Source organism: Novosphingobium sp. Sphag1I (genome assembly GCF_056279125.1).
Genome location: NZ_JBWBQS010000013.1, coordinates 68,137 through 80,406, shown reverse-complemented (window position 1 = coordinate 80,406; position 12,270 = coordinate 68,137). Strand labels below are relative to the sequence as shown.

Sequence of the window (12,270 nt, the reverse complement as noted above, 5' to 3'; positions counted from 1 at the left end):
GCGGTATCGCTTTGGCGCTTATGTTCGATCAAACAGGCTTGATCGTTACGCAACCAGCGTTCAGAGAGGCTGCTCAAGAGGAATTGAGCAATGGCATCTGTTGGTGATGAGAAGTTGTCCGACCGGCGGCGAGGCATTCAGTCGATCGAGATCGGCATGCGTATTCTCGAAGCGCTGGCAGGGCAGGGCGAGGCTACCCCGCTCAGCACTCTGGCGCAGATCACCGGCATGGCTGCGCCGCAGGTTCACCGCTATCTTCACAGCTTGATGTCGGCGGGTATGGCGCGCCAGGACCCATCCTCAGGGCGCTATGATCTTGGACCTGCGGCTTTGCGGGTGGGGCTTGCGGCCCTGTCGCGGACCGATGCGTTCAAGGTTGTCGATCGCCAGATCAGCGATTTTGTCGAACGCACCGGACAGGCGGTCCAGATTTCCGCCTTTGGCCCGATGGGGCCGACGATTGTGCGGATTTACAATGGCCGTCCGGCGCTGCTGACAACGCTTCATGTCGGGGCGGTTTTGCCCCTGGTTGTTTCGGCCACCGGACGGGTGTTTCTGGCTTTCGTGCCGCCTTCGGAAACCCAGGCACTGGTAAATCAGGAAGGCGGTACGCCGGACCTTGCGCTGGAGCAGATCCGGCAACAGGTTCGCCAAGAAGGCCATGCGAGCGAAGCTGCCACGGTAATCCCCGGGCTGATGGCGACGGCCTTTCCTATCCTTGACCTTCAGGGACGGGCTATCTTGGCCGCCACCGCCCTGCGCCCGCAATCGGCAAAGGGCGGAGAGCAGGAGATTGCCGAGCTTGGCGAAATCTGCCGCCAGATCAGCGCAGAGCTGGGCTGGCACGATGCAATAGGGGCGGGCCATCCAGCCTAATTGAAATGACCTTGAGCGGCCTTGATAGCTATATGGTCAATGACGTGGCGCAGACGTGGGCGCAGATACGATTGTCTTGGCCAGAGCAGTTGAATGTCGACGTCGGTGGCGAATTTGGAGAGAACCGGTTGCAATTTACCGCTGTTTAGATGTTCGCGCAGGATCGAAATCGGCATTTGCAGCAGGCCCAGACCACAAATTGCGGCATCCACCATGGCCTCACCATCGCTGAAGGAATGTGCAGCGGGCGGTGTGATGCGCAACGGTGTTTTCTCATCCTGAACATACCAGACTTGAGGCGGGCCTTTGGGGGAGCCGACGATGCAACGATGCCGTTCGATGTCTGAAAGGCTCACCGGGATACCATGTTCGGCCAGATAGGCAGGCGAGCCACAGATTACCCTTGCTTGGCTGGACAAGTGGCGCGTCATCAGATGGCTGGAATCGCGCACCCGGCCAAAGCGTATGGCCAGATCGATGTCATCTTGGAGCAGATCCTTAGTTGCATCGGAAAAGGTCAGTGAGAGGCTGAGTTGCGGATTTTCACGCGCAATCTCTATCAACATGGGCATGATGATGCGGCGGCCAAAGGCCACTGGCATGTCGATGCGCAAGCGCCCGCTCAACACCCGGTCTGTTGATGTCAATGAGGCCTGCGCCGCAGTGATCTCGTCCATGGCCACGGTGCAGGAGGCCAGAAACGCCTCGCCGTCGGCGGTCAACCGGGTCACCCGCGTCGTGCGGTGAAACAAGGTGACGCCCAATCTGGATTCCAGGCGCGCGATGGCCTTGCCAACTGCGGATTTTGTCACGCCAATCTTTTCGGCGGCAAGTGTGAAGCTGCCCTCTTTGGCGGCCGCGACAAAGATGGCAATGCCGGTGAAGGGGTCGTGAATTGTCATAGGCACCCTGAATTTGCACGGGAACGAACACCAAGCATATTGTAGCTCATGCGTCTACCAAGAGTAGTTATCTTGGGTATTTATAAGCTCACCAGGCTACCTTATTTGAGCGGGGTCTTCATAAGGCTTCTCACAGATCATAGGTGTATCATGGAAAACGAAATCTACTCGGTCTATCACCTCACACTTGATCCCAAAAACTATGAAAAATTCCGCGAACTGGTCCTTAAGATCGTCAAATTGGCCAAAGACGAACCCGATACTTTGACCTATGAATATGTGGTCAATAAGGAACGCACGGCCGCCCATATCGTTGAGCGTTATCGCATGCCCGGTCTGTTGCCGCATGTCGAACAGACTTTTGCGCCTTTTGCCGAGGAATTCCTTTCGCTCTGCTCGATCGACGCGCTTTATGTCTATGGACAGCCGACTGAAGAAATCCGCAGCAAGCTCGACGGATTTGGCGCGCGCTATTTCGAATCCTTTGCCGGCTTCGCCCGCTGATCTATCGGCTTGATCTCGGAAAGTATCGGATATGTCTAAGAAACCTCTCGCATTGATCATCGGTGCATCGCGCGGGCTCGGGCTGGGCCTGGTCAAGGAATATCTGTCGCGGGGCTGGGAAGTGATCGGGACTGAACGCAAACTGGGGGCGTCACAAGAACTGGCGGCACTGGATTGCGAAGGCCTATCGATCCTGCCGTTGGATGTGACGGATGAAACTGGCATTGCGGCGCTGGTGAAGGAACTGGGTTCGACCACGCTCGACCTGCTCTATATCAACGCCGGGGTCAGCGACGATCCTTCGGTGCCGGCGGGCAAGGTGTCCACGCAGGAATTTGACCGAGTGATGCGGACGAACGCTTTGGCACCGATGCGTATAATCGAGGCTCTGGCGGATCGTGTATCGTCTAAGGGTGTAGTCGCCGTGATGTCCTCGGCACTTGGCAGCGTGTCGATGGATCCTTCGCCTAGCTATGAACTCTATGGAGCGAGCAAGGCGGCACTCAATCGTATGCTGCGCGGTTATGCCGCTCGCATTGAAGGAGGTCCGACCTTGCTGGCGATCATGCCGGGCTGGGTGCAGACCGACATGGGTGGTGCCGAAGCGCCGCTTGATGTATCCACCAGCACCAAGGGAATCGTCGATGCGGTGACGGCGCGTGCCGACAGCGGAGGGTTGCACTTCATCGATTATACGAACACCATCCTGGCCTGGTAGCGGACAGCCCCGATAAAATGGGCGACATGAGCCTGATAGCGACAGCGCTATCAGGCTCATGTCGCGTTGGCTGCGCTGCCGAATTGCAAGTGGGAGAGGAAGAGGCTGGATGGCAGATCGGTTGACGGGCATCGAGGTCTTTGTCCGCGCGATCCGGCGTGGCAGTCTGTCGGCCGCCGCGCGCGAGATGAACATGTCGGGCGCGATGGCGGCCAAACATCTGGTCCAGCTTGAGGAAAGGCTGGGCGCAACGCTGGTGCACCGCACCACGCGTCGTCTGTCGCTGACCGAGGCGGGGGCGCAATTTCTTGAACGCGCCGAGCGTATCATCGCTGACCTCAGCGAGGCGGAAAGCGAAGTTTCTGCCCATTCCGTCTCGATCGAAGGCCTGCTGAGGGTCAGCGCGCCCGTCAGTTTTGGTGTGTTGCATCTGGCGGGCCTTATCGCTGAATTCCATGAGCGCCATCCCAAGGTTACCATCGAGCTTGGACTGAATGACCGTTTCGTCGATCTGCTGGAGGAGCGCTGGGATGTGGCGATCCGCATTGGACGTCTGGCTGACAGCACGCTGGTTGCCCGCAAACTGGTGCCGGAGGTCTTCACGCTTTGTGCCGCACCTGCCTATCTGGCCGCCCGAGGCACACCCGCAAAGGTCGATGATCTTTCAAATCATCAATGTCTCGGCTATACTTTGGCACCTCTGGTGGGCGTACGTGAATGGGCCTTTGGCGCCAATGGTGCGATTCGCGTGCCCATAAGCGGGCCATTTAATGCCAATAACGGCGAAGCGCTTATGCGAGCAGCCTGCGCGGGAGCAGGCATTGTCTATGCTCCCCGGTTCATGACCGCTCAAGGAATCGCCGATGGCCGGCTTGTGGAAATTGCGCTTGACGTTCCCTTGCTCAATCTCGGGGCGATCTATGCCGTCACTCATGCGGCGCGGCGTCCGGCGGCGCGGACGCGGGCATGGATCGATTTTTTGGCTGAACGCTTGCCTGGTGTGGCGCGGCACTGGTGAACTCCGGTGGTCCTGTTTTAAGATAGCCAAGGCGAGGGTACCTGCTCTCCGTGCGACTGGGCATGAGGCATGAATACCCTTGGCCCGGCCCGGTTCGCCGGGCTTGTGGTTGACGATCTGATTGACCTCATCACCAGCCCCGTTCATCTGTTCCTGGCCTTGGTGCCGGACACGCTGATCGGGCTGGAGGGGCGATGGCGTCTGCCAAGTAGGCATTCTCAATGCGATATGGAAGGTCAGCACCATTCACTGATATACGCGCATTCCCAACCCTCGGTTGAAGATCATTCAAGAAAATAGCGGATTATCACATTTAAGTTAGGGGCGTAGAAGCAGGGCATCCCTTCTTCTCGGAGCCTTTCCCCCATGAAACTGTTTGTCTTTGCCGCCGCTCTCGCACTCCCCATCGCCGCCCATGCCCAGACCGCCCCGGTTCAGGGCGGCACCTATAAGGTGGAATCGCATCACACGCTGGCCCAGTTTTCGGTCAACCACTTTGGCTTCAACGATTTCTTCGGCGTGATCCCTGATGCCACCGGCACGCTGGTGCTCAACCCCGCGCAGGGCCTGGCGGGCACTTCGCTCGATGTCTCGTTGCCCGTCGACCGGATTTCGACCACCAATGCCGTGCTGGATGGCGAGCTGAAGAGCGCCGACTGGCTGGACGCGGCGAAATTCCCCACCATCCGCTTTGTCTCGCAAAAGGTTGAGCAGACCGGCCCCCGCACCGCGCGCATCACCGGCACGGTGACGCTGCATGGCGTGACCAAGCCCATGGTGCTGAACGCCACGCTGGGCGGTTCGGGCGTCAATCCGATGACCAAGGCCTATACGGTCGGTTTCAGCGCCACCGGCACGATCAAGCGTTCGGAATTCGGCGTGACCAAATATGTCCCCTATGTGGGCGACGATCTGGCGATCTCGATCACCGCCGCCTTTGAAAAGGCCAACTGATATGAGCGCCCGCTACTCGGCTGTAGCTATGATTCTGCACTGGCTGGTGGCGGGCTTCTTGCTGGCCAATCTGGCGCTGGGCTGGTGGATGAAAGGCCTGATCGGGCTGGATCAGTTTACGGCGTTTCAATTGCACAAATCCATCGGGATGAGCGTGCTGGCGCTTTCCATCCTGCGGCTGCTCTGGCGCGTGACCCATCGCGCGCTGGCCCTGCCCGAGACGATGAATGCGTTGGAACGCTTTGCTGCCCATGCCACCCATCTGTTCTTCTATGGCATGATGATCCTGATGCCGCTCACCGGCTGGGCGCTGGTTTCGGTCAGCCCGTTCAACATCCCTACGCTGCTGTGGCACACGATTCCGCTGCCCCATATTGCCGCGCTGCATGATCTGGCCGCCCCGGCGCGGGCCACGGCGGGCAAGCTGTCGGGCGGGGCGCATATGGCCATGGCCTTTGGCGGGGCGGCGCTGATCGCCCTGCATGTGGCCGCCGCATTGAAGCATCAATTCATCAACCGCGATGGCGTGCTGGGGCGGATGGTGCCGTTCCTTTCGGTCACACCGCGCTGAGTTTTCCGGAGTATCCCCCCATGCGTTATGCTTTCCTGCTGGCGGCGCTGATCGCCAGCCCTGCTCTGGCCGCGCCTGCGCCCTCTTGGAACGTCAACAAGGCCAAATCGCGCCTCGCTTTCGTTGCCTCGATGAATGGGCAGGCGATCAATGGCGCCTTCCGCCGCTTTGACGCGCGCATCCAGTTTGACCCTGCCAATCTGGCCGGATCCAGCGTTGTGGCGACCATTGACACCGGCTCGGCCTTCACCGGCGAGGCCTCGCGCGATCAATCGCTGCCTACCGCCGACTGGTTCAACATCAAGGCCTTTCCGCAGGCCGAGTTTAAGGCCAGCCAGTTCAAATCGGTCGGCCCGGGCCGCTATATCGCGCAGGGCAATCTGACCATTCGCGGCATCAGCCGCCCGGTCGCGCTGCCCTTTCAACTGGCGATCAAGGACAGGCTGGCCGTGATGCGCGGCAGCCTGACCATCGACCGGCGCGCCTTTGGCGTGGGGCAAGGGCAATTTGCCGGCACAGAAGCGGTTGCCGCCAATGTCCGGGTTGATATTGCTATCGAAGCGGCACGCTGAAAGGAACATAGTCCATGCTGGTCGAAGGCAAATGGAGCGCCAATTGGCAGCCGGTGCAGGCCACCGATGAAAAGGGCGGCTTCGTCCGCCAGATTTCCGGCTTTCGCCACTGGGTCACGCCCGATGGTGCAACTGGTTTCAAGGCCGAGGCGGGGCGCTATCACCTCTATGTCGCGTTGATCTGCCCCTGGGCGTCGCGCACGCTGATCGCGCGGGAATTGAAGGGTTTGCGCGATGTCGTCTCAGTCTCGGTGGTCGAACCGGCGTTGACCGATGAAGGCTGGCGATTTGGCGATTATCCCGGTGCTGGCCCTGATCCGCTGCATGGCGCTACCTATATGCATCAGGTCTATACGCGGGCCGATCCGGTTTACACTGGGCGCGCCACCGTGCCGGTGCTGTGGGACAAGGCCAGCGATACGATGGTCAGCAACGAATCCGCCGACATCCTGCGCATGTTCAACAGCGGCTTTGGCGATCTGGCCTCGGACGCCTACGATCTCTATCCGGCGGCCCTGCGCGAGGAGATCGACGCGCTGAACGGGCGGATCTATCCCGCGCTCAACAATGGCGTCTATCGCGCCGGTTTCGCCACCACGCAACTGGCCTACGAGGAAGCCTATCGCGACGTGTTCGCCATGCTGGATGAGTTGGAAGCAAGGCTGGCGGCGGGCGGACCTTTCCTGTTTGGCGAGACTCTGACCGAGACGGATATTCGCCTTTTCGTCACGCTGGTGCGGTTCGATGCGGCCTATCATGGGTTGTTCAAATGCAATCTGCGGCGTCTGGCCGAATATGCGGGCTTGAGCGCCTATATGCTGCGCATTCTGGCCATCCCCGGTGTGCGCGACACGGTCAGCATCGACCATATCAAGCAGGGCTATTACTCGATCAAATCTCTCAACCCCAATGGCATCGTGCCGGTGGGGCCGGATCTGACGGCATGCGGATTTTAACTATGGCACCTTCTCTCGTGATCCTGCTTCATGGCGTGGGCAGTCGGGGCGCGCATCTGGCGCCGTTGGGACAGGTATGGCAGTCGTCCTTGCCCGACACTGCCTTTGCCGCTCCCGACGGCCCACAGGTCTTTGAACATGGCGGCGGCGGTCGGCAGTGGTTCAGCGTGCGCGGGGTCACACCAGGCAACCGCCCCACCCGCGTTGCTGAGGCGCGCGATGCTTTTGATGCAGTTCTGTCCGAAATTATTGCCCGACACGGACTGACCGAACGCCTGAATGAAGTCGCGCTGGTTGGCTTTTCCCAAGGCAGCATCATGGCGCTGGATGCTGTGGTTTCGGGGCGCTGGCCGGTCGGAGCCGTCGTCGCGCTGGCAGGACGGCTTGCTTCCCCAGCTCCCTTCGCGCCACCAGCGCCTACGCGCATCGCTCTGATCCATGGTGATGCTGACTTCGTAATGCCGTTGGGGCTGGCTCATGACGCGCAGCAGGCTTTGATGCAGGCGGGTTATCAGCCCAACCTGCACGTTATCGCAGGCGGCGGCCATGGTATAGGGATGGAGGAAGCAGCGCGGGCGCTCGCATTTCTTATGGCTGAGTAGGAGGGGGCGTTGCGCTATTTGGACTGGGTCCGCAGCTTGAGCGGTCAGAGCGGTCTGTCGCTATATGACAGTTCCGTCTCACCGCCCAATGAGCTGTTGGCAAAGGCTGTCGGCAAGACATTCCAGAAAGGCGCTGAAGCGACGGTTCCTGCCGTCTTTGGCGGTGGCAGCCAGGCGATGCACGCTCTGCTGTCCACCTTTTACAGTGTGGACGTAGCGCAGATTGTAGCGACATCCGGCGTTTCATCAGGGCTCAACCTTGTCTTTCGCGCCTTGGCTAGGCCGGGAGATCATGTGTTGGTGGAGCAGCCCGGTTATCAGCCCTTTGAAGATATCGCGCGGGCTGCAGGATTGAGGGTGGAAGGATTTGCCCGAAAAGGTCCGGCTATGCGTCCCGATCTGGCAGATATCCAAGCTCGCATAAGGCCCGAAACGCGCATGATTGTGCTGTCCCATCTGCACAATCCCACAGGCCTTCCGCTGCTGGCCGCCGATTTTGCTGCTCTGACTTCACTGTGTGAAGGGGCCGGCATATTGCTGGTGGTGGACGAGATCTATGGCGCCTTTATGGATGATCACGCCTTGGCTGCTGCTCAGTCTGCGGCTGTGATCAGCCTTTCAGGACTATCCAAGATTTTTGGATTGGGGGCGCTGCGCTGCGGCTGGATTGTCGCCGAGCCTGCTCTGGCGGAAAAGTTGCGCCAAGCCAGTGTTCACATCGATAGCGGCATGTCGGCCGTGTCGCATGCCATCGCTTTGACCGTGATGCAGGACTGGTCAAGCTTTCGGGAGCGCACGCAGGATATTCTGGATACGAACCGCATGATTTTATCAGAATGGCTGGAAAAGTTGGTATCGAGCGGACTGGTGACATGCAATCTGTCGCCATTGGGCTGCCTGGCATTTCCCCGCCTGACAGGTATGCCCCAGACCGAGGGTTTTGCTGCCTGGCTTCTCGCCACGCGGGGGATCGTGGTTGCTCCCGGTAAGTACTGGGGGGCACCTCAGCATATCCGTCTGGGTTTTGGCACGGCACGGGGGAGGTTGGAGCAGGGCCTTGCCGCTCTGGCGCTTGGCCTGCGCGACTATGCTGCTCTACCGCCTGCGCAGAGGCAGGTTGTGGATGTTTTCAGTCCCTGACCTTTCGGGCTGGCAACAGGAAGAACAGGGCAAGGCCGGACCCAAGTGCTACCACAGCGATCATGATGCCGGGGATCGAGGTCATCCCCGTTGCCTGTTGCAGGCGGTGTGCCAGATAGGGCGTCAGCCCGCCGAACAGGGCCGTTGCGCTGGTAGCCCCCAGGGCAAGTCCGCTCAGGCGGGCCATGACCGAAAATTGCTCGGCGGTGGCCACGGCGCCCACTGCGCTGACCCCGCCCGCCATCGCGGCAAGCGTGGCAATGGCTAACAAGGCCGCCATCGTCGATCCGCTCGCGATCAGGCGAAACATCGCCATGGGCAGGAGGGCGCAGACCGCGCATAAGCTCAGCAACACCGCCCTGCGACCGAGGACATCCGAGATCCATCCCACCACAGGCGTTACTGCGATCACCACCAGCGCGGCGAGGGTGGAAAACTCCAGTGTCATCCCTTCATCATGCCAGCCGACTGTTGCCATATAGGACGGCACATAGGTGATCCCGACATAATAGGAAATCGAGCCCAGCGCGGAAATGGCAAAGCCGGTGGCAATGCCCCTCCTTTCATGGCGCAGGGCATAGGACAGTGGGTAGGGCTGATCCGAGGGTGGCGAGTGAAAGACCGGGGTTTCGGAAATGACCCCTCGCGCCAGCCAGATCGCTCCGGCCAGCGCCGCGCCCACCAGAAACGGCACGCGCCATCCCCAACCATCAAGGCTTTGCGGATCAAGGCGGGCGGTCAGCAAGGCGCAGAGGCCCACCGCCATCAGGCCGCCGATCTCGCTGGCCGCCGCCGCCAGCGAGGTTATCAGCCCGCGCCGATGGGCCGGGGCACTTTCGTAGAGATAGGTGACGACAGCGGTATATTCGCCGCCGACGCTAAACCCCATCAGGCATCGCATGGTGATCAGGCCCCAACCGGCCCAAGCCCCCGCCTGTTGATAGGTGGGTAACAGCGCAATGCACAGCATAGCCAACGTCATCGCCGCCATGGACAGCAGGAGCGCAGGCTTACGGCCATGGCGGTCGCCCAATATGCCCAGCAGAACCGCGCCCAGCGGTCGCATCAGATAGGCGATGGCAAAGCCCGCCAAAGTTTTGCCCAGCGCGCCATCGTCGCCCCCAAAGAACACTCGCGACAGGGTTGGCGCGAAATAGAGGCAGAGGGTAAAGTCATACCATTCCACCACCGTCGATCCGCCAACCGCCAGCAGCGCGAGTTTGCGCCCACCCTTCATGGCAGATCCCTGGCGATGCGCAGGCCCGTGAATTGCCAGCGCTGATGCGGATAGAAGAAATTGCGATAGGTGGCGCGAGAATGGCCGCGCGGAGTTGCGCAACTGCTGCCGCGCAGGACAAACTGACCGCTCATGAATTTGCCGTTATATTCGCCGATCGCGCCATCAGCGATCCGGAAACCGGGATAGGGCCGATAGGCGCTGCCCGTCCATTCCCAGACATCCCCGAAAAATGCCGGCCCATCGGGATTCGCGCGGGGGCGTATATCGCCGCCTGCATCCAGTTGGTTACCGGATTGGGGATCATGGGCGAACGCGGCGGTTTCCCATTCGGCTTCGGTGGGCAATCTTGCCCCGGCCCATGTGGCAAATGCGTCTGCCTCATAAAAGCTGATATGGCAGACCGGCGCGCCGGGAACGACTTCATGACGTCCGCTCAGGCTAAATGCGGTGAATTCATCGCCATCGCCGCGCCAATAGAGCGGGGCATGGATCGATTGCGATTGAACCCATGCCCAGCCATCGGAGAGCCAGAGGCGTGGGTCGCGATAGCCGCCGTCCCTGATGAATGCCATCCATTCATCATTGGTGATCAGCCTGTCGGCCAGCGCGTGGGGGTGAAGGTAGGCCCGATGCCGGGGTGTTTCGCAATCGAAGGCAAAGCCGTGGGGCGGATCAGCGGCGTGACCGATGTCGCAAAGGCCCGATACACCCTCGATCCAGTCCATGGGTCTGGTGGCAGGCACCGGCCCGGCATCCACGCGCGGCCAGATCGCATATTCCAGAGGGTTGGTGGAAAATCCATGGAGAATGTCGGTCAGTAGCAGTTCCTGATGTTGCTGCTCATGCTGACAGCCCAATTCGATCAGGTCGAAGACGGGGGCGGGCAGGGTCTCCATTGCGCTCAGGATCGCGTCATCCACCGCCCGGCGATAGGCCAGAATGTCCGCAAGCGAAGGGCGCGAAAGCATGCCCCGCGCAGCGCGCAACAGTCTTTTGCCCTCTGCCTCGTAATAGCTGTTGAACAGGAAGGGCCAGTCGTCTCGATAGAGCCGGTAGCCCGGCACATGATCGCGCAGCACGAATGTCTCGAAAAACCACGTGGTATGGCCCAGATGCCATTTGGCGGGGGATGCATCGGGCATCGACTGGATCGTGGCGTCGGCATCCGACAATGGTGCGACAAGGCTCTGGGTCAATTGGCGCACCTCACGGTATCGCCGCGACAAGACCTTCATGGTAGCACCACAATCTTGCCCAACGCCTGATTGCTCTCCATCAGCGCATGGGCCTTGGCGATCTCGAGCAGCGGGAAGGTGGGGCCGAGCGGAATATTGAGCCGGCCGCGCTCGACGTCCTTGACCAGTTCCTGCAGCGGCATGGTCATGAAATCCTCCACGCCCCCCGAATAGGTGGTGAGGCACACCCCGCTTGGAATCGCAGCCATGGGTTCGAATTGCGGCATGGTCCATGCATCGCTGACCATGCCGCTCATGCAGACGATGCCACCCTTGCCGGCGCAGCGCAAAGAATCTTCCAGTGTGGTCGCGCCGACAAGATCGAGCACCTTGTCGGCGCCTTCGGGCCAAGACTGACGCACCGCACTTTCGACCGAACCGGTATCGAGGATCGGGAACATCACCCCGTAAGAAGCGAGGAAATCGAGCCTTTCGGGCTGGCGCGTGGTGGCCGAGACTATCATGCCCCGCCGCATGGCGATCTGTGCTGCGGCAAGCCCCACCGATGTTGTACCGCCACGGATCAGCAATTTGTCGCCGGGGCGCCCATGAAGCGCGGTGTACAAGGCGCCCCATGCAGTTTGCAGCATTTCGGGCAGGGCGCCCAGCACAGCCCAGGACAATGACGTCTCGATGCGCCGGACATGGTCGGCAGGCACAATGACATATTGTGCATAGCCACCATCAAACAGCCGCCCCATGCCGCCCATGACCGTGGCGACGCGATCTCCGGCCTTCAAATGGCTCGTATCAGGGGCTAGTTCAACAATGCCGGTCGCCTCGATCCCCAACACGCGCGGAAAGGTGATTCCCGGTGACTGGCCGCGCCGGGTAAACAATTCCGACCGGTTAAGACCAACTGCTTTGACTCGGATCAGAACTTCATTGGATGAGGGCATGGGAACTTGCCGCGTTTCGATTTCAAGCACGTCAGGTCCGCCGGGGCGGCGTACTACTGCGACCATCATCATATTTTTCATGG

General features: G+C 60.4%; 15 protein-coding genes. 11 read left to right on the top strand and 4 right to left on the bottom strand.

From position 1 onward, the window contains the following. Positions 1-90 precede the first annotated feature (90 nt). Entirely contained in the window at positions 91-876 is a 786-nt protein-coding gene (locus ACZ9HU_RS15830) for an IclR family transcriptional regulator (protein WP_476106290.1), read from the top strand. Here the strand turns inward: ACZ9HU_RS15830 and ACZ9HU_RS15825 are convergent. Continuing rightward, a complete protein-coding gene (locus tag ACZ9HU_RS15825) occupies positions 873-1,778 on the bottom strand; it encodes a LysR family transcriptional regulator (protein WP_476106289.1) in 906 nt (301 codons plus the stop codon). The two genes, ACZ9HU_RS15830 and ACZ9HU_RS15825, sit on opposite strands and share 4 nt — an antisense overlap. 150 nt (positions 1,779-1,928) lie before the next feature. On the opposite strand from ACZ9HU_RS15825, the gene ACZ9HU_RS15820 reads away from it, so the two are divergent. The 10 genes from ACZ9HU_RS15820 to ACZ9HU_RS15775 all read left to right on the top strand — a co-directional run bounded on the left by ACZ9HU_RS15820 (position 1,929) and on the right by ACZ9HU_RS15775 (position 8,813). Further along, complete coding sequence (locus tag ACZ9HU_RS15820) at positions 1,929-2,282, top strand: hypothetical protein (RefSeq protein ID WP_476106287.1); 354 nt, start codon at positions 1,929-1,931, stop codon at positions 2,280-2,282. 31 nt (positions 2,283-2,313) lie between these two features. Beyond that, the gene (locus ACZ9HU_RS15815; RefSeq protein WP_476106285.1) at positions 2,314-3,000 is read left to right on the top strand and encodes an SDR family NAD(P)-dependent oxidoreductase; all 687 of its coding nucleotides are present in this window, start codon (positions 2,314-2,316) and stop codon (positions 2,998-3,000) included. Positions 3,001-3,109: 109 nt separating this feature from the next. Beyond that, entirely contained in the window at positions 3,110-4,018 is a 909-nt protein-coding gene (locus ACZ9HU_RS15810) for a LysR family transcriptional regulator (RefSeq protein WP_476106283.1), read from the top strand. A gap of 69 nt (positions 4,019-4,087) precedes the next feature. Beyond that, complete coding sequence (locus ACZ9HU_RS15805) at positions 4,088-4,318, top strand: hypothetical protein (protein ID WP_476106281.1); 231 nt, start codon at positions 4,088-4,090, stop codon at positions 4,316-4,318. A 66-nt stretch (positions 4,319-4,384) separates the two neighbouring features. Then, on the top strand, positions 4,385-4,972 hold the full coding sequence (locus ACZ9HU_RS15800; protein WP_476106278.1) for a YceI family protein: 588 nt from the start codon (positions 4,385-4,387) through the stop codon (positions 4,970-4,972). Between the two features lies 1 nt (position 4,973). After that, positions 4,974-5,543, top strand: a complete 570-nt coding sequence (locus ACZ9HU_RS15795) for a cytochrome b (RefSeq protein ID WP_476106276.1) — start codon at positions 4,974-4,976, stop codon at positions 5,541-5,543. Positions 5,544-5,563: 20 nt separating this feature from the next. Beyond that, positions 5,564-6,115 carry a YceI family protein gene (locus tag ACZ9HU_RS15790; protein ID WP_476106273.1) on the top strand — a complete coding sequence of 184 codons (552 nt, stop codon included), beginning with the start codon at positions 5,564-5,566 and terminating at the stop codon, positions 6,113-6,115. 14 nt (positions 6,116-6,129) lie between these two features. After that, the gene (locus ACZ9HU_RS15785) at positions 6,130-7,071 is read left to right on the top strand and encodes a glutathione S-transferase family protein (protein WP_476106271.1); all 942 of its coding nucleotides are present in this window, start codon (positions 6,130-6,132) and stop codon (positions 7,069-7,071) included. Between the two features lie 2 nt (positions 7,072-7,073). After that, positions 7,074-7,673: an alpha/beta hydrolase gene (locus ACZ9HU_RS15780; protein WP_476106269.1), complete on the top strand. Its 600-nt coding sequence runs from the start codon at positions 7,074-7,076 to the stop codon at positions 7,671-7,673. A gap of 9 nt (positions 7,674-7,682) precedes the next feature. Beyond that, positions 7,683-8,813, top strand: a complete 1,131-nt coding sequence (locus ACZ9HU_RS15775; RefSeq protein ID WP_476106267.1) for a pyridoxal phosphate-dependent aminotransferase — start codon at positions 7,683-7,685, stop codon at positions 8,811-8,813. On the opposite strand, the gene ACZ9HU_RS15770 is transcribed toward ACZ9HU_RS15775, so the two are convergent. From ACZ9HU_RS15770 to ACZ9HU_RS15760, 3 genes are read right to left on the bottom strand one after another with little or no spacing between them, the layout of a single operon-like run. Continuing rightward, positions 8,803-10,050: an MFS transporter gene (locus tag ACZ9HU_RS15770; RefSeq protein ID WP_476106266.1), complete on the bottom strand. Its 1,248-nt coding sequence runs from the start codon at positions 10,048-10,050 to the stop codon at positions 8,803-8,805. The two genes, ACZ9HU_RS15775 and ACZ9HU_RS15770, sit on opposite strands and share 11 nt — an antisense overlap. Continuing rightward, positions 10,047-11,288: an ergothioneine biosynthesis protein EgtB gene (gene egtB / locus ACZ9HU_RS15765; RefSeq protein ID WP_476106265.1), complete on the bottom strand. Its 1,242-nt coding sequence runs from the start codon at positions 11,286-11,288 to the stop codon at positions 10,047-10,049. The genes ACZ9HU_RS15770 and egtB overlap by 4 nt, the downstream gene beginning before the upstream one ends. Further along, complete coding sequence (locus tag ACZ9HU_RS15760; RefSeq protein ID WP_476106263.1) at positions 11,285-12,268, bottom strand: zinc-binding dehydrogenase; 984 nt, start codon at positions 12,266-12,268, stop codon at positions 11,285-11,287. The genes egtB and ACZ9HU_RS15760 overlap by 4 nt, the downstream gene beginning before the upstream one ends. Between the last annotated feature and the right edge of the window lie 2 nt (positions 12,269-12,270).

Bases quoted from the DNA above. Each gene is read 5' to 3' on its own strand.
- ACZ9HU_RS15830 (WP_476106290.1), top strand. From the start codon at position 91: ATGGCATCTGTTGGTGATGAGAAGTTGTCCGACCGGCGGCGAGGCATT.
- ACZ9HU_RS15825 (WP_476106289.1), bottom strand. From the start codon at position 1,778: ATGACAATTCACGACCCCTTCACCGGCATTGCCATCTTTGTCGCGGCC.
- ACZ9HU_RS15820 (WP_476106287.1), top strand. From the start codon at position 1,929: ATGGAAAACGAAATCTACTCGGTCTATCACCTCACACTTGATCCCAAA.
- ACZ9HU_RS15815 (WP_476106285.1), top strand. From the start codon at position 2,314: ATGTCTAAGAAACCTCTCGCATTGATCATCGGTGCATCGCGCGGGCTC.
- ACZ9HU_RS15810 (WP_476106283.1), top strand. From the start codon at position 3,110: ATGGCAGATCGGTTGACGGGCATCGAGGTCTTTGTCCGCGCGATCCGG.
- ACZ9HU_RS15805 (WP_476106281.1), top strand. From the start codon at position 4,088: ATGAATACCCTTGGCCCGGCCCGGTTCGCCGGGCTTGTGGTTGACGAT.
- ACZ9HU_RS15800 (WP_476106278.1), top strand. From the start codon at position 4,385: ATGAAACTGTTTGTCTTTGCCGCCGCTCTCGCACTCCCCATCGCCGCC.
- ACZ9HU_RS15795 (WP_476106276.1), top strand. From the start codon at position 4,974: ATGAGCGCCCGCTACTCGGCTGTAGCTATGATTCTGCACTGGCTGGTG.
- ACZ9HU_RS15790 (WP_476106273.1), top strand. From the start codon at position 5,564: ATGCGTTATGCTTTCCTGCTGGCGGCGCTGATCGCCAGCCCTGCTCTG.
- ACZ9HU_RS15785 (WP_476106271.1), top strand. From the start codon at position 6,130: ATGCTGGTCGAAGGCAAATGGAGCGCCAATTGGCAGCCGGTGCAGGCC.
- ACZ9HU_RS15780 (WP_476106269.1), top strand. From the start codon at position 7,074: ATGGCACCTTCTCTCGTGATCCTGCTTCATGGCGTGGGCAGTCGGGGC.
- ACZ9HU_RS15770 (WP_476106266.1), bottom strand. From the start codon at position 10,050: ATGAAGGGTGGGCGCAAACTCGCGCTGCTGGCGGTTGGCGGATCGACG.
- egtB (WP_476106265.1), bottom strand. From the start codon at position 11,288: ATGAAGGTCTTGTCGCGGCGATACCGTGAGGTGCGCCAATTGACCCAG.
- ACZ9HU_RS15760 (WP_476106263.1), bottom strand. From the start codon at position 12,268: ATGAAAAATATGATGATGGTCGCAGTAGTACGCCGCCCCGGCGGACCT.